Origin of the sequence: Micromonospora sp. NPDC005220 (genome assembly GCF_040607895.1) — a bacterium.
Classification (GTDB): domain Bacteria; phylum Actinomycetota; class Actinomycetes; order Mycobacteriales; family Micromonosporaceae; genus Micromonospora.
Map to the genome: position 1 here is coordinate 29,312 of NZ_JBEXHP010000039.1, position 21,703 is coordinate 51,014.

19 protein-coding genes are annotated in these 21,703 nt (G+C 72.5%); 11 read left to right on the plus strand and 8 right to left on the minus strand.

The genetic code is table 11. The features are described from left to right. Nucleotides 1-63: 63 nt before the first annotated feature. From ABZU52_RS16880 to ABZU52_RS16895, 4 genes are all read right to left on the minus strand, one after another. The gene (locus ABZU52_RS16880; RefSeq protein ID WP_354971933.1) at nucleotides 64-873 is read right to left on the minus strand and encodes an SAM-dependent methyltransferase; all 810 of its coding nucleotides are present in this window, start codon (nucleotides 871-873) and stop codon (nucleotides 64-66) included. A gap of 190 nt (nucleotides 874-1,063) precedes the next feature. Continuing rightward, on the minus strand, nucleotides 1,064-1,732 hold the full coding sequence (locus ABZU52_RS16885; RefSeq protein ID WP_030337723.1) for a response regulator transcription factor: 669 nt from the start codon (nucleotides 1,730-1,732) through the stop codon (nucleotides 1,064-1,066). 7 nt (nucleotides 1,733-1,739) lie between these two features. Beyond that, nucleotides 1,740-3,431 carry a GAF domain-containing sensor histidine kinase gene (locus ABZU52_RS16890; protein WP_354971934.1) on the minus strand — a complete coding sequence of 564 codons (1,692 nt, stop codon included), beginning with the start codon at nucleotides 3,429-3,431 and terminating at the stop codon, nucleotides 1,740-1,742. 14 nt (nucleotides 3,432-3,445) lie between these two features. Then, nucleotides 3,446-5,260, minus strand: coding sequence for a long-chain fatty acid--CoA ligase (locus ABZU52_RS16895; protein WP_354971935.1), 1,815 nt, complete (start codon nucleotides 5,258-5,260; stop codon nucleotides 3,446-3,448). 118 nt (nucleotides 5,261-5,378) lie between these two features. Between ABZU52_RS16895 and ABZU52_RS16900 the strand changes: the two genes are divergently transcribed. From ABZU52_RS16900 to ABZU52_RS16925, 6 genes are all read left to right on the plus strand, one after another. Next, entirely contained in the window at nucleotides 5,379-5,834 is a 456-nt protein-coding gene (locus ABZU52_RS16900) for an SRPBCC family protein (protein ID WP_354971936.1), read from the plus strand. Nucleotides 5,835-5,865: 31 nt separating this feature from the next. Beyond that, a complete protein-coding gene (locus ABZU52_RS16905) occupies nucleotides 5,866-6,570 on the plus strand; it encodes a hypothetical protein (protein ID WP_354971937.1) in 705 nt (234 codons plus the stop codon). A gap of 76 nt (nucleotides 6,571-6,646) precedes the next feature. Next, nucleotides 6,647-7,594: an ROK family glucokinase gene (locus tag ABZU52_RS16910; RefSeq protein ID WP_354971938.1), complete on the plus strand. Its 948-nt coding sequence runs from the start codon at nucleotides 6,647-6,649 to the stop codon at nucleotides 7,592-7,594. Then, nucleotides 7,591-8,298, plus strand: a complete 708-nt coding sequence (locus tag ABZU52_RS16915) for an endonuclease/exonuclease/phosphatase family protein (RefSeq protein ID WP_354971947.1) — start codon at nucleotides 7,591-7,593, stop codon at nucleotides 8,296-8,298. Before ABZU52_RS16910 ends, ABZU52_RS16915 begins: the two co-directional genes overlap by 4 nt. A 117-nt stretch (nucleotides 8,299-8,415) precedes the next feature. Continuing rightward, a complete protein-coding gene (locus tag ABZU52_RS16920; RefSeq protein ID WP_354971939.1) occupies nucleotides 8,416-9,822 on the plus strand; it encodes an NAD(P)-binding domain-containing protein in 1,407 nt (468 codons plus the stop codon). Nucleotides 9,823-9,877: 55 nt separating this feature from the next. Continuing rightward, nucleotides 9,878-10,675, plus strand: coding sequence for an alpha/beta fold hydrolase (locus ABZU52_RS16925; protein ID WP_354971948.1), 798 nt, complete (start codon nucleotides 9,878-9,880; stop codon nucleotides 10,673-10,675). A 19-nt stretch (nucleotides 10,676-10,694) separates the two neighbouring features. Here the strand turns inward: ABZU52_RS16925 and ABZU52_RS16930 are convergent, their stop codons facing one another. Together ABZU52_RS16930 and ABZU52_RS16935 are read right to left on the minus strand one after the other, a co-directional pair. Continuing rightward, on the minus strand, nucleotides 10,695-12,191 hold the full coding sequence (locus ABZU52_RS16930; protein WP_354971940.1) for a trehalose-6-phosphate synthase: 1,497 nt from the start codon (nucleotides 12,189-12,191) through the stop codon (nucleotides 10,695-10,697). 158 nt (nucleotides 12,192-12,349) lie between these two features. Continuing rightward, complete coding sequence (locus ABZU52_RS16935) at nucleotides 12,350-13,201, minus strand: DUF308 domain-containing protein (RefSeq protein ID WP_354971941.1); 852 nt, start codon at nucleotides 13,199-13,201, stop codon at nucleotides 12,350-12,352. A 382-nt stretch (nucleotides 13,202-13,583) separates the two neighbouring features. On the opposite strand from ABZU52_RS16935, the gene ABZU52_RS16940 reads away from it, so the two are divergent. Next, entirely contained in the window at nucleotides 13,584-14,276 is a 693-nt protein-coding gene (locus ABZU52_RS16940; RefSeq protein WP_354971942.1) for a lysophospholipid acyltransferase family protein, read from the plus strand. Between the two features lie 27 nt (nucleotides 14,277-14,303). Here the strand turns inward: ABZU52_RS16940 and ABZU52_RS16945 are convergent, their stop codons facing one another. Further along, nucleotides 14,304-17,933: an adenylate/guanylate cyclase domain-containing protein gene (locus ABZU52_RS16945; RefSeq protein WP_354971949.1), complete on the minus strand. Its 3,630-nt coding sequence runs from the start codon at nucleotides 17,931-17,933 to the stop codon at nucleotides 14,304-14,306. Between the two features lie 51 nt (nucleotides 17,934-17,984). On the opposite strand from ABZU52_RS16945, the gene ABZU52_RS16950 reads away from it, so the two are divergent. Then, nucleotides 17,985-18,242, plus strand: coding sequence for a hypothetical protein (locus ABZU52_RS16950; RefSeq protein WP_354971943.1), 258 nt, complete (start codon nucleotides 17,985-17,987; stop codon nucleotides 18,240-18,242). A gap of 116 nt (nucleotides 18,243-18,358) precedes the next feature. On the opposite strand, the gene ABZU52_RS16955 is transcribed toward ABZU52_RS16950, so the two are convergent. Next, entirely contained in the window at nucleotides 18,359-19,051 is a 693-nt protein-coding gene (locus tag ABZU52_RS16955; protein ID WP_030337710.1) for a Crp/Fnr family transcriptional regulator, read from the minus strand. A gap of 269 nt (nucleotides 19,052-19,320) precedes the next feature. Here ABZU52_RS16955 and ABZU52_RS16960 point away from each other — a divergent pair, with 269 nt between their 5' ends. The 3 genes from ABZU52_RS16960 to ABZU52_RS16970 all read left to right on the plus strand — a co-directional run bounded on the left by ABZU52_RS16960 (nucleotide 19,321) and on the right by ABZU52_RS16970 (nucleotide 21,590). Further along, nucleotides 19,321-19,818: a polyadenylate-specific 3'-exoribonuclease AS gene (locus tag ABZU52_RS16960; protein WP_354971950.1), complete on the plus strand. Its 498-nt coding sequence runs from the start codon at nucleotides 19,321-19,323 to the stop codon at nucleotides 19,816-19,818. Nucleotides 19,819-19,895: 77 nt separating this feature from the next. Then, the gene (locus ABZU52_RS16965) at nucleotides 19,896-20,399 is read left to right on the plus strand and encodes a pyridoxamine 5'-phosphate oxidase family protein (RefSeq protein WP_354971944.1); all 504 of its coding nucleotides are present in this window, start codon (nucleotides 19,896-19,898) and stop codon (nucleotides 20,397-20,399) included. A gap of 162 nt (nucleotides 20,400-20,561) precedes the next feature. Next, nucleotides 20,562-21,590, plus strand: a complete 1,029-nt coding sequence (locus ABZU52_RS16970) for a 6-phosphofructokinase (protein ID WP_091408060.1) — start codon at nucleotides 20,562-20,564, stop codon at nucleotides 21,588-21,590. Nucleotides 21,591-21,703 lie beyond the last annotated feature (113 nt).

Genomic DNA, 21,703 nt, shown 5'->3' on the forward strand with positions numbered 1-21,703 from the left:
CCGGAGACCGCCTTGGCCCAGGCCCGGGCGAACGTGCCCGGGGAGGGGGTCGCCGTGGGCGACTCAGCCACCGAGGCGCCCGACGCCGCCCATGAAGACCGCCCGCTCGGCGTCCTCCGCGCTCTCCGGAGTGTCCGGTCGCCACTCGGGCACCCAGACCACGCCGGGGTCGAGCAGCTCGAACCCGTCGAAGAGCGCGGTCAGCTCGGCGCGGCTGCGCACCCAGAGTGGGCTGTCGGTGCGCCGGTAGACGCGCTCCGCCTCGGCCCGTTCGTCCTCGCTGCGCCCGTCGTCGCTGGCCTGTGACAGCACCAGGTAGCTGCCGGGCGCCAACGCGTCCCGCAGCGTCCGCAGCAGCTCCGCCGGTCGGTCGTGGTCGGAGACGAAGTGCAGAACGGCCACCACCATCACGGCCACCGGTTGGCTCAGGTCGAGCAGCTTGCGGACGTCCGGATGGGCCAGGATCGCCTCCGGGTTGCGCAGGTCCTCCTGCACCACCGCGGCCTGCTCGTTGCCGGCGAGAATCTCGCGGCTGTGCGCCACCGCCACCGGGTCGACGTCCACGTAGACCACTCGCGACCGCGGGTCGAGCTGCTGGGCGATCTCGTGCACGTTGCCGACGGTCGGGATGCCCGAGCCGATGTCCAGGAACTGCCGGACCCCGGCCTCGGCGAGGTGGTGCACGGCCCGGCGCAGGAACGCCCGGTTGGCCTGGGCCATCAACGGCGCCTCGGGCACCGCGGCCACCATCGCCTGCGCCGCGGCCCGGTCGGCGGCGAAGTTGTGCGAGCCGCCGAGGTAGTAGTCGTACATCCGCGCGACGCTCGGGCGCTCGATGTCGATGGTGTCGGGTGCCCAGTCCGGCCGCTGCATGCGTTTCACCCCTCGAGTCCGCGACGCGAGCATCGTCGCCCGCGCGGGTATTGTGCACCCGCCACGCACGCCAGACCATAGCGCGCGGAAGGTTGCCCGCCGACGTCGGTCGATGCGCGACGGTCCGCGCCGGGAAGAAGCTGGCGCGGACCGTCGGTCGCGACGTCCCGCTCGACGAGCGGGAGGCAGGTCAGAACTTCGGCGCGTCCGGTGCCTCGAGCAGGCCGAGCCGGAGCGCGGTCATCAGGGCCTGCGCCCGGTTGGCCGCCCCGAGCTTCTCGTAGAGCTTGGAGATGTGCGTCTTCGCCGTGGACTCGCTGACGAACAGCTGCTTGGCGATGCCCGCCACGCTCATCCCGTCGGCGAGCAGCCGCAGCACCTGCCCTTCTCGGGGCGACAACTGCGGGCCGGACGGGGCGAGCCGGCGCTTCATCGCCTCGGCCAGATCGGCTGCGGTGAACGCGCTGGGGGAGGAGGCGGCGTGCCGTGCGGCGGCCACCACCTCGTCGGCCGGGGCGGTCTTCGGCACGAAGGCGCTCGCGCCGGCCTCCAGGGCGCCGAAGAGCTGGTCGTCGCCGGCGTACATGGTCAGCACCACGATGCCCATCGACGCGCTGGACTTGCGCAGTGCGCGGGTGGCCTCCAGGCCGCTGCCGTCGGGCAGCCGCAGATCCATGATCACCACGTCCGGCTGCAAGGCGCCGGCCTGGCGTACCCCCTCCGCCGCCGTGGCCGCCTCACCGACGACCTCGAACTGGCGGTCGCGCTCGAACGCGTGCCGCAGACCCTTGCGAATCAGGTCATGATCGTCGACAAGGAGGACCTTGGTGCGGGTGGCCGGAATCGGACTTGTGGTCATCCTCGGGTTACTTCCCTTCTGGTGCTGCGCTGCCGCGCACGTTATCGCGCCGGGCCGAGGTGCCGAGAACCACCGCCACGGTCGTGCCGCTGGGTTGCCGCGGCCTGATCTCCAACCGGCCCCGGATACGTTCCGCCCTCTCGGCCATGATCGCAAGACCGTACCGCCCGTCCGGGCGCTGGTCAGCCATCCCCTGACCGTCATCCGACACTTCTATTTGCGCGTACGGGGGGTCGACCTCACAGGTGACCCACAAATTCGACGCCCCGGCGTGCTTGCGCGCGTTGGTCACCGCCTCCTGCGCGATGCGCAGCAACTCGGCCTCCGTGGCGGCCGGCAGCCGGGCGGTGGACTCGTCCAGCGAGAGGTGCACCCGCAGTCCGCCGGAGGCGCCCACGGTGCGCGCGTACTCCGCGATCGCGGCGGCCAACCCACCCTGCCGGTCCACCTCGCTGCGCAGCTCGAAGAGGCTCAGCCGCAGCTCCTGGATCACCCGGGTCACCTCGCCACGCAGCGTACGCAGGGCCTCGGCGGTCTCGTCGGCGTCGTCGAAGACGGTGGCCAGGGCGTTGTCGATGCCGTAGCCGACCATCACCAGCTCCTGTGCCACCCCGTCGTGGATCTCCCGGGCCAGCCGCTGCCGCTCCTCGTTGGTGGCCAGCGAGCGCACCTCGTCGAAGAGCAGCGCCGCCTCCAGCCGCAGCGCGGCCGGGCGGGTCAGCCCGGTCACCCGGGACACCACCGCCGGCGGATACGCCTGCGCGGCGTCGGCCTCCAGCACCACCAACCCCACCGTACGCACCCCGGCGACCAGCGGAACGATCAGCGCCGACACGTCGCCACCGCGGTGCGAGCGGGACTGCGACCGGGCGGCCGTGGTGGCCTGCTGGGTGGCCCAGGCGTCGGCGATCGCCGAATCCGCGTCCAGCGTCGTCTCCCAGTCCACCCGGTCGACGCCGGCCTGGGCGAGCACCACGAGCCGACCACCACCGCTGGCCGACAGCACCGCGCCCCGATCGGCGCGGGCCACCGTGCGCAGCTCCTCCAGGAGGTGCTCGGAGATGCCGCCCGGGTCCAGGGTCGCCCCGGGCAACTGCCGGGCCACCGTGCGCAGCTGGGTCAGCAGCCGGGTGGCCTCCGCGTACGGCTGGGGTTTGCCCTCGCCGCGGACGGCCATCACCCGGTGCAGGGTGCCGGCGGCGTAGAGCCCCAGCGCCGCCAGGATCAGCCACTGCGCGCAGACCGCCAGGTAGCCCGGCTGGCCGAGCTGGAGCCCGCCGTCGACCCGGGTCAGCGCGCCGCTGACCAGCAGGGTGGCGGCGGTGACCACGAGCAGGGCGGCGCCCTCGGAGAAGCGGCGGCGCAGCGCGGTGACGGTCACCGGGACCGCCAGGTAGGGCAGCACCGCCGACGCGCCCAGGCCGTCGACAGTGCCGCCGATGGACGCGACAGCGGCGACGTGGCTCGCGGCCAGCCCCAGCACCACCACCTCGGCGACCCGGCTCAGCGGGCCGACCAGCCGGTGCTGCGGTGCCAGCAGGGACGGCAGCCCGGCCACCGCCAGCAACGCGATCCACCACAGCTGGGCGACGTCGCGGGTGGCGAACAGGGTCAGGACGGCGACCAGCGCCAACATCACCAGGCGGGCGGCCGCGGCGAGGGGATGCGGGTGAGGTGCGGTGGCTGTGGATGCGGGCACGTGACGGATGGTAGTCAGCCTCGGTAGATGTCGGCGATCTCCGCCGCGTACGTCTTGTGGACAACCTGGCGCTTGACCTTGAGCGACGGGGTCAACTCGCCGGTCGCCTCGGTGAAGTCGTGGGGCAGGACCCGGAACGCCTTGATCGCTTCGGCCTTGGACACGGCCTGGTTGGCGGTGTCGATGGCGGCCTGGATCTCCTTGCGCAGGCCCTCGTGCTCGCGCAGCTGCTCCATGGAGGTGTCGAGGGGCATCCCGGCGCTCTCCAGCCAGGCCGGCAGCGCTTCCTCGTCGACGGTGACGAGCGCCGCGATGAACGGCTTGGCGTCGCCGACCACGACACACTGGCTGATCAACGGATGCGCCCGGACCAGATCCTCCAGCACGGCCGGGGCGACGTTCTTGCCGCCGGCGGTGACGATCAGCTCCTTCTTGCGGCCGGTGATGCTCAGGTAGCCGTCGGTGTCGAGCTGACCCAGGTCACCGGTGCGGAACCAGCCGTCGGCGGTGATCGCCTCGGCGGTCGCGGTCTCGTTGCGCCAGTAACCCTCGAAGACCAGCTCGCCGGAGATCAGGATCTCGCCGTCGTCCTCGATCCGCACGGTCACGCCCGGCAGCGGGCGGCCGACGCTGCCGATCCGGGTGCCGGTGGGTAGGTTCGCCGCGGCGGCGGGCGAGGTCTCGGTGAGGCCGTAGCCCTCCAGGACCGTCACGCCGATGCCCCGGAAGAAGTGACCGAGCCGGGCGCCGAGCGGCGCACCGCCGGAGATCGCGTCCCGGCAGCGCCCGCCGAGCGCGGCGCGCAGCTTGCGGTAGACCAGCCGGTCGAAGACCACGTGCTGGGCGCGCAGCGCCAGGCCCGGCCCGCCCGGGGTCTCCAGAGCCTCGCTGTACGCGATGGCGACCTGCTCGGCGCGGGCGAAGATGCCGCCCTTGCCGTCCGCCTCGGCCTTCTGCTTGGCGGCGTTGTAGACCTTCTCGAACACCCGGGGTACGGAGAGCACGAAGGTCGGCCGGAACGCCTGTAGCTCGGCGACCAGGTTCTTGGTGTCGGCGCAGTGCGCCATGGTGGCCCGCGCCTGCACGACGCCGATCTGGATGAGTCGGGCGAAGGCGTGCGCCAGCGGGAGGAAGAGCAGGGTGCTCGCGCCGGCGTTGAACAGGTTCGGCAGCACCGGCACGGCGTTGGCGATGTCGGCGTACATGTTGCGGTGGGTCAGTACGCAGCCCTTGGGTCGGCCGGTGGTGCCGCTGGTGTAGATGATGGTCGCCAGGTCGCCGGCGCGGACGGCCTTGCGTCGCCGCTCGACCTCGGCCAGCTCGACCGTGGCGCCGGTGGTGACCAGGTCGTCGACCCCGCCGAGATCGATCTGCCAGACCTGGCTCAGCTCGGGCAGCCGGTGCCGGACACCGGCGATCAGGGCGGCGTGCGCGTCGGTCTCCACCACGACGGCGACCGCGTTGGAGTCCGCGAGGATCCACGCGGCCTGCTCGGCGCTGGACGTCTCGTAGATCGGCACGGTCACCGCGCCGACGGCCCAGATGGCGTAGTCCAGCAGCGTCCACTCGTAGCGGGTGCGGCTCATCAGCCCGACCCGGACACCCGGCTCGATGCCGGCGGCGATCAGCCCGCGGGCCACGGCGGCCACCTCGTCGCGGAACTGGAGGCAGGTCACCTCGGTCCAGGCCTTCACGGTGCCGTCGGCGCCCGGGGTGGGGCGGGCGAACTGGACGGTGTCGGGTGCGACTTCGGCATTGTCCCAGACCGGATCGGTGAGGTTGGCCGCGTCGCCAACGGTGACGATCGGCGGGACGGAGAACTCGCGCACCTGCACTCCTTCGTGCTCACACTGGTCGGACCGGCCGCCGCCGTGGGCGTCGGCTGTGTCGAAACCTACCCGGCGGGCGGTAGGGGTGGGACAACCAGGAGGCGGGTAGCCTCCCCCCATGGCGGACTCCTCCACCCAGTCGATCATCATCGACGCCGCACCGGATCGGGTGACGGCGGTCATCTGCGACTTCGCGCGCTACCCGGAATGGACCGACGCGGTGCGCCGCGCCGAGGTCGTCGAGGAGTACGAGGACGGCTACGCCAGTCAGGTGCATTTCACCATCGACGCCGGGGTGATGGCCGACGATTACGTGCTCGCCTACGAGTACGCCGAGGACCTGTCCCGGATCGAGTGGCACCTGGTCGCCCCCTCGAAGATGCAGAAGGCCCAGCGTGGCTCGTACGACCTGGTGGGCAACCCGGACGGCAGCACCACGGTGACCTACACGCTGGAGGTCGACCTGTCGGTCGGCATGCTGGGGATGTTTCGGCGCAAGGCCGAGAAGATGATCATGGACACCGCGTTGAAGCAGCTCAAGCGCCGGGTAGAAGCAACCGGCGCGGCGCAGTGACGTGTCCGGTGGCACGGTAGAGGAGCCGACGGTGGGCGGAACGGATCCGGGTTCGGCCCGGGAAGAAGCAGAGCGGCTGGTCGCCACCCTGCTGGCGGGGGCCCGACTGGCCTCCGCCGGCTCGGCCGGCGGCGCGTTCGGCTCGTTGGGCGGGATGCTGTCCGGTGTCCTCGGTCACAGCCCGGGGCCGGACGGGCGCTCCGGCGCCGGTGGTGCTTTCGCCACCGGTTCGGCCGAATGCTGCGTCTGCCCGGTCTGTCGGGGCATCGCCGCGTTGCGGGACCCGAGTCCGGAATTCGCCGAACGCCTCGCCACCGGCGCCGGTGACCTCGCCGCCGGGGTGGCCAGCCTGCTCCGCGCGTTCTCCCCGGTGGAACCGTCCGCGCCGGGCCCGGCCGGGCCGACCGCCGGGCCGACCGCCCCGCCGTCGCCGGCACCCGCCGCGAGCACCGACGACCTGCTCTCCGAGCCACCCCCGAACGCCCCGTCCACCGCGACCGGCGACGACCACGTGTGGCGCGATGCCACCCGCACCGGGCATGATTCTCAGCCGGCGCCGGAGCGGGATGTCTGGTCGGTCGCCACCCGGACGGCGGACCCACTCGCCCCGGCCGCCGTACCACCCGTCGACGAGGCCGGGTCGGCGACCGTACCGGCACCGACCACCCGTCCCGTGGTGCCCGCCTCGCGGGTGCCCGATGACGCCAGCGCGAAAGCATCGGGCGACGGCGCCTGAGCGCGGGACATTCCGACCCGGACCGGCAGTGGGCCGGGCCCGGGGCCGGACAGCACAGCAGAGGGGGGCGGTAGCGGTGACGCTGACCATCGGAGTCGACGTCGGTGGCACGAAGGTGGCCGGTGGTGTCGTGGACGACACCGGCACGGTCCTCGTGCAGACCCGACGGGACACTCCCGCCGATGACGTCGCCAAGACCCGGGACGTCATCATCGAGTTGGTTGGCGAACTGGCTGCCGGGCGGACCATCGAGGCCGTCGGTATCGGCGCGGCCGGTTGGATCGACGCCAACCGTTCGACAGTGCTCTTCGCCCCCAACCTGGCCTGGCGTGACGAACCGCTGCGCGCGTACGTCAGCGAGGCCGTCGGTCTGCCGGTGATCGTGGAGAACGACGGTAACGTCGCCGCGTGGGCCGAGTTCCGCTACGGCGCGGCCCGCGACGCCGACGACTCGATGATCATGTTCACCATCGGCACCGGTGTGGGCGGCGGCATCGTCCTCGGTGGCGATCTGGTGCGCGGCGCGCACGGCATCGCCGCGGAGCTGGGCCACATGCTGGCCGTGCCGGACGGGCACCAGTGCGGCTGCGGCCGGCTGGGCTGCATCGAGCAGTACGCCAGCGGCAGCGCTCTGGTCCGGTTCGCCCGGGCCGGCGCCCGGCAGGAGCCCAACCGGGCCACCGCCCTGCTGAAGCTGGCCGGCGGCGAGGCCGAGGCGATCACCGGCCCGATGGTGACGGCCGCCGCGCAGGGCGGCGACCCGATCTCCGCCGAGGCGTTCGCGCAGATCGGCCGGTGGCTGGGCACCAGCCTCGCCGACATGGCGCAGATCCTCGACCCGCAGACCCTGGTGGTCGGCGGCGGTGTGATCGACGCCGGCGACCTGCTGCTCGGCCCCACCCGCCGCTCGTACCTCGACGCGCTCGCCCAGCGCGGCCGGCTGCCGGTGGCCGAGGTGCTGCCGGCGGAGCTGGGCAACAGTGCCGGGGTGATCGGCGCCGCCGACCTGGCCCGCCGGATCTGAGGCGGTCCGGGATGGGTGTGCCGCTGCGGGTGGTGTCGTACAACATTCACGGCCAGCGCGACGACACCGCCGCGCTGGCGGCGGTGGTCCGGGCCGCGACCCCGGACGTGGTGATCGTGCAGGAGGGGCCGCGCCGGTTCCGGTGGCGGCAGAAGTCCGCCACGTTGGCCGATTCGTTCGGCCTGGTGGTGGCCGCCGGTGGGCTGCCCGCCCTGGGCAACCTGCTGCTGACCAGCCTGCGGGTCCAGGTGCGGGGCACCCGCTGCCAGCGCTTCCCGCTGACCCCCGGCCGGCACCTGCGGGGTGCCGCGTACGCCGACTGCCGGGTCGGTGACGCCCAGTTCACAGTGGCCGGCTCGCACCTGTCCACCGACCCGGCCGAGCGGCCCTCCCAGGCGGCCGAGTTCAAGCGTGGCCTGGACGCGGCGACCAGCCCGGTGCTGGCCGGGGCGGACCTCAACGAGGGCCCGGACGGGCCCGCCTGGGCCACCGTGTCGCGCGGGTTGACCGACGCCGCGGTGGCGGCCGACCGGGCCGAGCGGCTCACCTACTCCTGCGCCGACCCGCGCCGACGCATCGACGCGCTCTTCGTCGACCCGCGGATCACCGTGGTCGACTACGACGTGGTCGACACTCCGCAGACCCGCCGAGCCAGCGACCACTTCCCGGTCCTGGTCGACCTGCTGCTGCCCAGCACCGGCTGACCCCCGACCCCGGCCCGACAGTCGACATGTCCGGCTCGGGACTGGACATCCGGCCCGGTTGTGGAGAGGATTTCGCGGCGACCGGCACGCCTGCCGTACCAAAAGGAGATGTCCCCGGTGTCCACCTCCACCGACCACGGCCGGCCCGACCCGGAGGCGACCTCGCCCGCGGCGAGCAGCGACGGCCGCCCGGTCTCCGACCGGGGCGACACGGTCTGCGTCATCGGGGCCGGGGCCAGCGGCCTGACCGCTATCAAGAACCTGCGCGAGCATGGGTTCGGTGTGGACTGTTACGAGCGGGAGACGGGCGTCGGCGGCGCCTGGAACTGGCGACACGACCGCAGCCCGGTGTACGCCAGCACCCACCTGATCTCGTCGAAGCCGTTCACCCAGTTCCCCGACTTCCCGATGCCGGACTCCTGGCCGGACTACCCGCACCACGGTCAGCTGCTGTCCTACTTCGAGCGGTACGCCGACCACTTCGACCTGCGTTCGCACATCTGGTTCGGCACCGAGGTGATCCGGGTCGAGCCCGCCGAGGGGGAGCGGTGGGACGTGACCACCCGCTCCACCGGCGGGTACGGCCCCGAGCGCACCGCCCGGTACGCCGCCGTGGTGATCGCCAACGGCCACAACTGGTCACCGAAGCTGCCCCGCTACGAGGGCCTGGAGGAGTTCCGCGGCGAGATCATGCACGCCTCGTCGTACAAGGACCCGGCGCAGCTGCGCGGCAAGCGGGTGCTGGTGGTCGGCGCCGGCAACACCGGCTGCGACATCGCCGTCGAGGCCGCCCAGCAGGCGTCGCGCTGCTGGCACTCCACCCGGCGCGGCTACTGGTACGCCCCGAAGTACGTCTTCGGTCGCCCCGCCGACCAGGTCAACGACACCCTGTTGGCGCTGCGGGTGCCGCTGCGGGTGCGGCAGTGGCTCTACCACTGGACGCTGCGGCTGACCGTCGGCGACCTGACCCGCTTCGGCCTGCCCAAGCCCGACCACCGGGTGTACGAGACACACCCGATCGCGAACAGTCAGCTCGTCTACTACGTGGGCCACGGCGCGATCGGCCCGGTGCCGGACATCGCCCGGTTCCACCCGTACGCGGTGGAGTTGGCCGACGGCCGTGAGATCGATCCCGAGGTGGTCGTCTTCGCCACCGGTTACCTGCCGCGCTTCGAGTTCCTCGACGCGTCGGTGTTCGGCGACAGCGCGGGCGCGGGTCGACCCACGCTCTGGCTCAACGCGTTCACCCCGGGGCATCCGACGCTGGCGGTCGCCGGTCTGCTGCAACCGGACTCCGGGCTGTTCACCCTGTCGCACTGGCAGATGGTGCTCTTCGCTCGACTGCTACGGGCTCGTCGGGACCGGCCGGAACGGGCCACCGCGTTCGCGTCTCGGGTGCGGGACCGGGCCGGGGAGCGGTACTCCGGGCCGGTCAAGGAGAGCAGCCGGCACTGGTTCGAGGTCGGGCACGCCGACTACCTGCGCGCCATCCAGCGTGCCCTGGTCGAGCTGGAGGGCAAGTGAGCCGCCAGCCGCATCGTCGCGAACGAGAGGCAGACCAGTGAGTGAGCTGCGGATCATGCGGGGCCGGGAGTGGTCGCGTCCGGTCCGTCCGGTCCGACGGGAGGTGCTCAGCGCGATCCCCGAGCTGGAGCAGGGCCGTCCGCCGCTGCTCTTCGTTCCCGGGTTCGGGCACGGCGCGTGGGCGTTCGCCGAGCACTGGTTGGGTCACGCGGCGTCGCGGGGGTTCCCGGCGTACGCGGTGAGCCTGCGCGGGCACGGTGGCAGCGAGCCGGCGCCGGAGGCGACGCTGCGGGCGTACGCCCACGATGTGGTCCAGGTGGCCGCGAGCCTGCCGCGGCAGGCGGTGCTGGTGGGGCACGGCGCCGGGGCCCTGGTGGTGGCGCATGCGTTGGCCCGCTACCCGGCGCGGGGTGCGGTCCTGGTGGCGCCGGTCTTCGGCGGCTGGGGAGTGCTGGGCGCGGCGTTGCGCCGCAACCCCGCGGGCACGCTGCCGGCGGTGTTCGGCGGGCCGTTGCGGCTCAACCGGGGGCAGTTGTTCAGCCGTGAGTTGCCCGACGAGGAGGCCCGGCGGCACGTCGGACGCCTCGGTCGGGCGGGTCGGCGGGCGCAGTGGGCGCTGCTGGGTGCGCCAGCGGCCGAGCCGGCCGTGGGCGCGCCCCCGGTGCTGGTGCTGGGCAGCCCGGACGACCGGGTGGTGCCGGCGTCGACGTTGACCCGGGTGGCCCGCCGGTACGGCTCGGCGCCGCTGCTCTTCCCCGGGATGGGCCACGACCTGATGCTGGACGCCCGGTGGGCGGAGCCGATCGACGCGATCCTGGACTGGCTGGAGAAGGAGCCCCCGGCGGCGTACTGAGCGGCCAGGCCGCCGGCGGTCAGCCGCCGCCCTGGTGGACGGCCGGGCCGCCGGTCGGGGTGGCCGGCCGGGGCACCCGAGCGGTGCCGTCGGAGCCGGTGTCGGTGCTGGTCAGGCGACTGACCAGAGCACCGCTCTCGTCCAGGGCGCGCAGGTAGGAGCGGGCCCAGGCCCGGATGTCGTGCTGGTGCAGGTGCGCGCGCATGGCCCGCATCCGCTGAGTGGTGTCGGCCGGGCTGGCCCGCAGCGCCGCCCGGAGGCCGTGCTTGAGCCCTTCCAGGTCGTGCGGGTTGACCAGGTACGCCTGGGACAGCTCGGCCGCGGTGCCGGCGAACTCGCTGAGCAGCAGAGCGCCCGTGTCGTCGACCCGTGCGGCCACGTACTCCTTGGCGACCAGGTTCATCCCGTCGCGCAGCGGGGTCACCGCCATCACGTCGGCGACCCGGTAGAGCGCGGCCAGCTCGGCCCGGTCGAAGGGCTGGGTGAGGTAGTGGATCGCCGGCTCGCCGACCCGGCCGAACTCGCCGTTGATCCGGCCGACCTCGCGTTCGATGCGCTCGCGCAGGATCTGGTACTGGCCGACGCGTTCCCGGCTCGGCATGGCGACCTGCACCAGCACCGTGTCGCGGACCTTGACGTCGCCGCTGGCGAGCAACTCGCTGTATGCCTTGAGGCGCTGCTCGATGCCCTTGGTGTAATCCATCCGGTCCACGCTGAGCACGACCTGCCGGGGATCGCCGAGGTCCCGGCGGAGCCGGTGGGCCCGAGCGGCCACGTCCGGGCGGCCGGCGAGCGCGGCCATCTCGGCGGTGTCGATGGAGACCGGGAACGCGCCGATGCGGACGACCCGGTCGTCGATGCCGATCCGCCGGTCGGTGGCCGGCAGCTCCAGCACCCGGGTCACCAGCTGGGCGAAGTTGTGCGCCGCCTGCACGCGCTGGAAGCCGACCAGGTCGGCGCCGAGCATGCCGCGCAGCAGTTCGGCCCGGCGGGGCAGTTGCATGAACAGCTCCGGCGGCGGGAACGGCACGTGCAGGAAGAACCCGATGCGCAGGTCGGGGCGGAGTGCGCGCAGTTGACCGGGGACCAGTTGCAGGTGGTAATCCTGCACCCAGACCACCCCGCCCGGCTCGGCCACCTCCGCGGTCGCCTCGGCGAAGCGCTGGTTGACCCGCTGGTACGCCTCCCACCACCGGCGGTGGTGCTGCGGCTGCTCCACGGCGTCGTGGTAGAGCGGCCAGAGGGTGGCGTTGGCGAACCCTTCGTAGTGGTCGCGCAGGTCTTCCGGGCTGAGCGCCACGGTGTGCATGCGCACCCCGTCCACGTCCGGCAGCGAGGGGGCCGGCCCGGTGCCGCCGGCCCAGCCGACCCAGGTCGCCGGGGTGTGCCGAAGGAGCGGGTGCAGTGCGCTGACCAGCCCTCCCGGGCTGCGCCGCCACTCGCAGGCCCCGTCGGGGGCCTGATTGTCGTCGATGGGGAGGCGGTTGGCCACCACCACGAGAGAACTCTGTCGCATCTCGGGCATTCCGATCAGCAGAGGACTGACCGCCGCGAGCAAGGAAAAACCGGTCAGTCAGCGGGGGAAGTGACGTACAGCGGTATTCCTACTGACTGTAAGTTACACCACTGTTACGCCCCCGGCGGGGCGCTGCTGTCCCGGGATGCGGGCCGACCTCAGACGACGGCGCCGTTGTCCGGGTCGTCCTCGTCCTCGTCGCCGGGGCGCAGTCGCCAGACCAGCGTGACGAAACCGGCCAGGATGCCGGTGAACCCGAACAGCGTGACCGCCGAGCGGTCGATCGGGAGCAGCCACGGGAAGAGGAACAGCGCGAACCCGACGACCACCCCGAGTACGCCGATCACCGCGTACTTGCTGACCCGCGGCAGCGGCGGTGGCGGCGGCGGGTGGTAACCCTCGTCGTCCTCGTCGTCGGGCAGGTCGGCGCCGAAGGTGTCCAGCCCGTCCAGCAGCGAGGGCTCGTCCGGTCGGGTGCCGCGCCCCACCGAGATGCCGGAGATGTCCGTCGCCGACGGCAGCCGGCGAACATCGGTGGCGGTCGGACCGGGCTCGTCGGTGCCGGAGCGGGTCAACGGCCCGGGCGTCGGCTCGTCCTGGGCGTCCCGTTCGTCCACGTCCTCCGCGGCCGGCCACGGGTGGTCACCGGGCGTGGACGTGGTGTGGAAGCCGGCCACGATCCGCGCCCACTCGGCGTCGATGTCCGGTTCGTCGCGGGCCGGCGGCTGCTCCGGAGCGGTCTCGTCGGCGAGCTGGGTCAGGTAGTCCCGTGCGGTGGTCAGGTGCGAGCGGTCGACGTAGAGCCGGTCGACCGGCCGGGCCGGCACGGTGGTGGTGCGGGTGACCGGGTTGAGGTCGGCGGAGGGCTGGAGGTAGGCGGCGATCCCACCGGCGGCCAACACGTCGAGCAGGTGCTCACCGACGCGCGGATCGACATCGCCGACGACGGCGTACTCGTTCGCGTCGAGCCCGTTGTCCCGCCGTCCCCGGCGGGCCCCACCCGCTGACACCCGGACATCCCCCTTAACGCGCCTTCCGGCGCGGCCACCGCTGCCCTCCGACGCCCGTCCGCACGCCGTGCTCTGAATCGTGACACGTCAGGGCATGGTTCCGGGAGTGCGTTGTGTCGCGTCTTCCAAAGTCACGGCTGCTCCCGCAGGTCGCGGCGGGGCTTCTTTGTCCGTTCTTGCGCGACGAGTGCGATCTCGATGATCGTTGGCAGTTGGGCCACTCGACACGCCGGGCGCCGCACTGCTGAGCTGCCAACGATCGAGAGCAGGGCGTGGGTCGGAGTCGATGCGTCAGCTCCGTTGTGGTGAGAGCGCTCGCTTCGTAGGCTCGTCGGCGACGACGGCTGGCGCTGTCGCGGGCCCACCACAGGAAAGGACGCCGGTGCTCTACTGGCTGCTGAAGTACGTTCTCCTCGGTCCGCTGCTCAAGCTGATCTTCCGCCCGCAGGTGGAGGGCCTGCACAATGTGCCGGCGACCGGCCCGGTGATCCTGGCGAGCAACCACCTCTCCTTCTCCGACTCGATCTTCACCCCCTTGATCACCGCCCGGAAGGTCACCTTCGTCGCCAAGGCCGAGTACTTCACCGGCAAGGGAATCAAGGGCTGGTTGACCAAGATGTTCTTCGTCGGCACCGGCACGATTCCGGTCGACCGCTCCGGCGGCCGGGCCGCGCGCGCCGCGCTGGACACCCAGTTGCAGGTGCTGCGCGCCGGGGGAGTGGCCGGCATCTACCCCGAGGGCACCCGCTCCCCGGACGGGCGGCTCTACCGGGGCAAGACCGGGGTGGCCCGGCTCGCCCTGGAGAGCGGCGCGGTGGTGGTGCCGGTGGCGATGCTCAACGCCGACGAGATCCAGCCGCCGGGCAAGCTCATCCCCAGGATCGACCGGGTGAAGATCCGGTTCGGGGCGCCACTGGACTTCTCCCGCTACGCCGGCCTGGCCGGCGACCGGTTCGTCGAGCGCGCGGTCACCGACGAGATCATGTACGAGTTGATGGAGCTCTCCGGCCGGGAGTACGTCGACATCTACGCCCAGAAGCTCAAGCAGCCTGTCGGGGCGCCGCTGGCCGCCTGACCGCCGCCGTGCCGGACCGGTCGCCGGTCAGGGCAGGTGGAGCAGGGCGGGGGCGTGGTGACGGGTGGCGAAGTCGTGCAGGCGGGCGCGGGTCGCCGCGGCGGCGGGCGGGTCGGTCTCGGCCAGCGGGCCGACGGCCAACGCCAACGTGATGACCTCGTCGGTCACGTCGGTCATCCGGGCGTAGCTGGCCGCCGCCGAGCGCAGCAGGTTCGCCGCGGTCGGGGCGTCCCCGGCGTGCCGGGCCAGCGTGGCGTCGGCGACCTGACCCGCGGCGTGCGCCCACGGGGTCATCCGGGGCGCCCGGTCGAGCAGCTGCCGGACCAGTCGCGCCGCGTCCGCGCCGAGCACCCCGGCGACGTGTCCGACGGCCGGCACCCACTCCGCGAACGGAATCATCCGGGTCCGTTGCCAGTCCTCGTCCAGCTCGGTGAGCAGCGCCATCGCCTCGTCGCGGTGGCCCTGCACCGCCCGGCAGAGCGCGGCGTGCGCCAGCGTGGAGCGCAGCACCCGGTGGAACCCGGTGCGCCGCGCCGCGACCAGCGCCTGCTCGACCAGATCCCCGCCCGTTCCGTCCGGCCCCGCCGCACCGTCCGGCCCCGCGGCTCCGTCCGGCCCCGCGGCTCCGTCCGGCCCCGCGGCTCCGTGGGACGTGGCGGGTCCGACCAGTTCGGCTCCGGCCAGCCCGCGCATCCAACCCGAGACCGCCACGATGTGCAGATCCCACTCCGCGGTCGGCCGTCGGGTCGACTCCGCCGCCATCGCCAGCGCCGCCGTCCAGTCACCCGCGTAGTACGACCGCGCCCACTGGTCGGCGAAGCTGGTGGCCAGGCTGTGCTCGCCGCCCAGGTCGAGGGTGAGCTGCTCGTCGACCAACCGGGCCGAACCGGCCAGATCGCCCTCCTCCTGCAACGCCCAGGCCAGGTTCTGCACCGCCCGACGTCGACTGGTCAGCCGCTCCACCCGGCAGTGCTCGGTCACTTCCGCCAACTCCGCAAACGCCGAGGTGGAGCCGGCCAGGTAACGCGCCACGGCCAGGGTGATCCGGGCGTTGGCCTGGACCTCGCGCAGCTGAAGCCGCTCGGCCAGGGACGCTGCCGCACGCGCCGCGCTGCACGCCGGCTCGGTCTCCGCGTTCAGCATGTGCACCCGGGCAAGCTCCAGCAGGGCGCTCGCCTTCTCCTGACTGTCCGGTAGGTCGTTGTAGATGCCGATCGCCTGGTCCAGGTAGCGCAGCGTCGCGGAACGGTCGGCCCGACTCCACGCGGCGGTGGCGAGCAGCGTCCAGGCGCGCGCCGCCCCCGTCCGGTCGCCGCTCGTGGCGAGTCGCGCGGCCAGCTGGGTGAGGGTGTCCGTGCCGCCCGCCACCAGGAAGGCGTCCCCGTCCCGGTAGAGCGCCAATTCGGCGTCGAACAGCTCCAACGCCGGGTCCGGCCCGACGTCCAGGGCCAGCGCCCGGCCGACCAGCGCGGCGGCGGTGTCCAGCGCGTGCAGCTCGTACGCCCGGCGGGCCGCGCGGTGCAGCGCCGCCCGCGCCGACGGGGCGTAGGGGGCGGTGTCCAGCCCGACGGTCCGGGCGATCTCGTGTGCCGCCCAGCGATGGTTGGCCAGCACCTCGGCCAGGTCGTACTGCCGGCCGTCGGTGAGCTGCGCCATCCAGTCGGCGGTGCGTTGGTGGCGCAGCACCCGCTCGGCCCGGGGCAACCGCTGGTAGCAGACGTCGCGCACCAGAATGTGCCGGAACCGGTACTCGGACTGGCCGGGCATCGACGACGTGCTCTGCTCGTACACCAGGTCGCGACGTTGCAGGCGGTCCAGCGCACGCTCCACCCACTCCACCGGCCGCCCCAGCGCCATCGCCACCGGCGCGGCCCAGAACACCACGCCCACCACGGCGGCGGCCTGGAGCACCGCCCGGTCGGCCGGGTCCAGCAGGTCGAGCCGGTTGGCGATGACCGCCTGCACGGTACGGGGCATCTCCGCGCCACCGTCGAGGTCGCGGCGGGCGGCCGCACCGACCGCGTCCAGCAGGCCGCCGTCCAGCAGCATCCGGGCGTACTCCTGGGCGTAGAGCGGGTTGCCGTCGGCGAACTCGATCAGCGGGGTACGTGAGCTGGAGGGCAGCGTCGCCTGCCCGAGGAGCAGTGAGTAGAGCGTGTCGATGTCGGTGTCGTGCATCGGCGGCACCGAGATGGACATCGCGCCGCTGATCGTGCCGGTCCACGCCGGGTGCCGCTCGCGCAGCTCCGGCCGGGCGGTCGCGACGACCAGCAGCGGTACGCCGCGCGCCGCCGCGCCCAGCTGCTCGACGAAGGCGAGCATCGCCTGGTCCGCCCAGTGCATGTCCTCGAAGACCAGCACGGTCGGGCCGGTGGCGAGGGCGAGCAGGAACCGCCGCCAGGCGGCCTCGGTCTCGCCGGGGGTGAGCCGTTCGCCGGGTACGCCGATCAGCGGCCCGAGCGCCTCGGCGAGCCGGATCGCGTGCGGGTCGGCGAGCTGCCCCAGCCGGGCCCGCAGCCGCTCGCGCAGCGCGGCCGGCTCGTCGACCTCCGGCACGCCCACCCAGGTCTTCACGATGTCGGACAACGCGGCCCAGGTGACGTTCTCGCCGAACGGCGGGCACTGGCCGACGAGCCAGGTGATCGGCGGGCCGGGCAGGCTGCCGGCGTGCCGGGCCAGCTCGCGCAGCAGCCGGCTCTTGCCCACACCGGCCGGGCCGAACACCGTCACCAGCTGGGAGGTCCGCTCGGTCACCATCCGGTGCAGCGCGTTGACCAGCAGGCCGCGCTCGTGCTCCCGGTCCACCATCGGGGTCAGCTCGGCGGCGCGCGGGTCCCGGTGTGGTCGCACCTGAACGGCCAGCCAGATCCGGCTCACCGCGGACCGCCCGCGCAGGGTGACCGGTGGCTGGTCGGCGTACTCCATCTCGTGTCGGGTCGCCGACCAGGTGCTCTCGTCGACGACGACACCGCCCGACGGGGCGAACGCCTGCAACCGGGAGGCCGTGTTGACCACGTCTCCGGTCACGAAGGCCTGCCCACCGTCGCGGGTGGCGGAGAGGTCGACCAGGGCCTCGCCGGTCGCGATGCCGACCCGGAAGCCGAGCGGCGGCTGCGGACCGGCGGGTTGGCGGGCCAGGTTCCGCTGCAGCTCCAGGCCGGCGCGGACACACCGCAACGCGTCGTTGTCGGTGGCCACCGGCGCGCCGAACAGCGCCATCGCCGCGTCGCCGATGTACTTCTCGACCACGCCGCCGTACTGGTGCACGATCCGCCGCACCGTGGCGAAGTAGGCCTGTTGCAGGCTGCGGGCCTGCTCCGGGTCGGCCCGCTCCGCGTACCTGGTGAAGTCCACGATGTCGACGAAGAGGACGCTGACCTGACGCCGGTCCTCCTGCACCACCACGACGTGGTCGCGCAGCGGCTGCCCGCAGCTGGTGCAGAAGTTGACCTCGGTGCTGTTGGCGTGCCCGCAGTGCGCACAGTTGACCCCGAGCGGCTGGCCGCACCCGCCGCAGAAGCGGTCGTCCGGCCCGGCCGCGCGTGCGCAGTGTCCACACTTGAGGTCGATGTTCAGCTCCGTGGGCGAAAGAGGGTCAGTATCGCGTCCGGCACGCCCAGTCGGGTACCCGACGTGCGGACGGGCAACGTCGTCGATCGGTCGGGGTTAGTGTTCCGTACCAGGAAGTTTCATGTCAGGGAGAGTGCCGTGCAGGTACGACTGTCCGTCCCGTGGACCGATCCGGGTGGCACGCTGTGGGCTCCGGGCGACACGATCGACGTCGATGCGGTCACTCTCGCCGAACTGGAGGAGCAGGGCATGGTGGAAGAGCCTGAGGGTCAGTCGGGCGGGTCGGGGGAGACCACGACCACCTCGTCGAGCACGTCCACGGCTGGTAAGCCGACCGATCCCAAGAAGATCGGTCCGGGGCCGGGCGCGCCGCCGGCCGACAGCAAGCAGAACTGATCGCCCGGGTACGGCCGGCGGGCCACTGGTCCGCCGGCCGCGCTCGTTGGCCGTGCGTACGGGCGGCAGCCGCCCACATCGGAGGCCTGTTCGGCGACAAACCTGGACCGGGTCGGTCAGCGGTCGTTCATGCCGGCGCGGCGGCGCAGCGCGGCCACGTCGGTCACCACGATGCGGCGGCCCTCGGTGCGCAGCCAGCCACGGCTCGCGAACGAGCCGATCGCCTGGTTGACGCTCTGCCGGGAACCACCGGCCATCTCGGCCAGCTGGCTCTGATTGAGCTCGATCGTGATCATTGGTGCCTGGCTCTCGCCGGCCAACCGAACCAGCGTCTTCGCCACCCGACCGGGCAGGTCGAGGAAGACATGGTCGGCATTCTGCTCGGTGAGCCGGCGGATCAGCCCACCCAGTGAGCGCATCACCGCGTCCAGGATGCGGGGGTTGGAGTGCACCAACTCCATGAACGCGCCCCGCGAGAGGGCGAGCGCCGCGCAGTCCTCGATGGCCTCCGCCGAGGCGGACCGGGTGGACGCGTCGAGCAGGGAGACCTCACCGAGCACGTCCGGTGGACGGATGACCGACAGCACGGCCCGCTCGCCGGTGGGCGCGGTGCGAAACACGGCCACCGCGCCACGGCGCAGCACGATCAGCGACTCGCCGGGGTCGTTCTCCACGAAGAGCAGTTGGCCCTTGCGGTAGGTACGCGGAACAGCGGCAGCGATGACGCGCTGTCGCACCTCGGGCTCCAGCCCGGCGAACATCTCGACACCCGTGAGCGCGTCACCCGGCTCTGGCAGGCGAACCTCCACGGCCCAACCCCTCCCCCGGTCATGGACCACAACTCGCTCACCGGGCGAACCTGATGGGCCCCGACAAGGTGAACTGACACCGATTCGGCGTCCGGTAGCGGTACACATCAGATCATGACGGTCCGGTCGCTTGCTGTACACCCCTCGAAGCACTTCCGTGACCGTCGCGAGCTGCGACGTGCCGTGCACGGGGTGTCGCCGCCGCGCCTGTCGGCTCCGGGCGGGCCCCGCCGGGCACGGCCGTGCGGCGGTGGGCGAAGATGTCCGGAATGGTCTACCGCTATTTCTACGACTGCGAGTTCATCGAGGACGGCACGACCGTCGACCTCGTCTCGATCGGTGTCGTCGACGAGTACGGCCGCGAGTTCTACGCGGTCTCCACCGAGTTCGACGACTCCCGCGCCGTGCCCTGGGTTCGACGCAACGTGCTGGACAAGCTGCCCTCCCCGGCGGACCGGGCCTGGCGCTCACGGGAGCGCATCCGCGACGAGCTGTACGACTTCCTGGTCGAGCCGATCCGGGACCGGCCGGGGGAGCAGTTGGAGCTGTGGGCCTGGTTCGCCGCGTACGACCACGTGGTGCTCGCCCAGCTCTGGGGCGCGATGCCGGCGCTGCCCCGGGAGATCCCCCGCTACACCAAGGAGCTGCGGCAGCTGTGGGACGACCGCGGTAGGCCGCCCCTGCCGGACGCGGACGCGGCCCGGCACGATGCCCTGGTCGATGCCCGGCACAACCTGGCCCGCTGGCGGGCGATGACCGCCCGCTGAGGGTGGCCGCACCGCCGTAGGTTTGACCGGTTCTGTCCCGGGCAACGGTTCGACCAGCCGAGCCGAGGGAGATTGCCATGAGCGACCAGCCGACCAGCGCCGCAGAGGCACGCGCCCGGGTCACCGAGCTGGCCCGGGACGCGCGGATCTGCATGCTCACCACGACAGCCGTGGACGGGCGGCAGGTGAGTCGGCCGATGGGGCTCCAGGAGGCCGAGTTCGACGGCGATCTGTGGTTCTTCGCCTACGCCGACTCGGCCAAGGTCCGCCAGATCCGGGTGAACCCGGAGGTCAACGTCGCCTTCTCCGACCAGAAGCACAACGCGTGGGTGTCGATCTCCGGCACGGCCACCGAGGGGTTCGACCGGACCCGGGCCGAGCAGCTGTGGAGCCCGCTGCTCAAGGCGTGGTTCCCGGACGGGCTGGACACCCCCGGTCTCACGCTGATCAAGGTGCACACCAGCTCCGCCGAGTACTGGGACTCGCCGAGCAGCACCGTGGTGAACCTGCTCGGCTACGCGAGGGCCGCGGTCACCGGCCGGCCACCGAAGGCCGGCGAGAACCACGAGGTGACCTACTGACCGGGGGTGGGTGGCCGGGGCGCGCTGTCGCCGTACCGGCGGGCCGACTACAGTGCGCAGTGACGGCCCGCCCCGGGCCGGCAACGGCGCCGATGGTCTGACCTGACACATATCCTGGGGCATATCGGGCTTTACCTGATGCTCCAGGAGGATGAGCGGATCATGCGTATCGGCGTGCTCACCGGCGGCGGCGACTGCCCCGGTCTCAACGCGGTCATCCGGGCGGTGGTCCGCAAGGGCGTCGCCACCTACGGTCACGAGTTCGTGGGCTTCCGGGACGGCTGGAAGGGCCCGCTCGAGGGTCTGTCCCGGCCGCTGGATATCGCCGACGTCCGCGGCATCCTGCCCCGCGGCGGCACCATCCTCGGCTCGTCCCGGACCAACCCGTTCAAGATCGAGAACGGCGTCGAGCGGATCAAGGACAACCTCGCCGCCCAGGGCGTGGACGCGCTGATCGCGATCGGCGGCGAGGACACCCTCGGCGTGGCCACCAAGCTCTACGAGCTGGGCGTGCACGTGGTCGGCGTGCCGAAGACGATCGACAACGACCTCGGCGCCACCGACTACACCTTCGGCTTCGACACCGCTGTCAACATCGCGATGGAGGCCATCGACCGCCTGCACACCACCGCGGAGAGCCACCACCGCACCCTGGTCGTCGAGGTGATGGGCCGGCACGCCGGCTGGATCGCCCTGCACGCCGGCCTGGCCGGCGGCGCCAACGTGATCCTGCTGCCCGAGCGTCAGTTCGACGTCGACCAGGTGGCCGGCTACGTCGAGAAGCGCTTCCAGCACCAGTACGCCCCGATCGTCGTGGTCGCCGAGGGCGCCCAGCCGCTGGACGGCCAGATGGTCCTCGCCAACCAGGAACTCGACTCGTTCGGCCACGTCCGCCTCGGCGGCATCGGCCAGTGGCTCGCCGAGCAGCTGGAGGCCAAGACCGGCAAGGAGGCCCGCACCGTGGTGCTGGGCCACATCCAGCGCGGTGGCACCCCGACCGCCTTCGACCGGGTGCTCGCCACCCGGCTGGGCCTGCAGGCCATCGACGCCGTCAACGACGGCGACTGGGGCAAGATGGTCGCGATGCAGAGCACCGACATCGTCCGGGTGCCCCTCGCCGAGGCCACCCGCGAGCTGAAGACCGTGCCGCTGGAGCGGTACGCCGAGGCCGAGGTCTTCTTCGGCAGCTGATCGAACGTCGGCGGCGCGGCGGGCCGGCGGCGCCGCCCCCCCCCCCCCCCCAACCCGGGGGGGGGGGGCGCCCACACACCCCGGGGGGAGCACCACGCGGGGTAAGAAGAAAG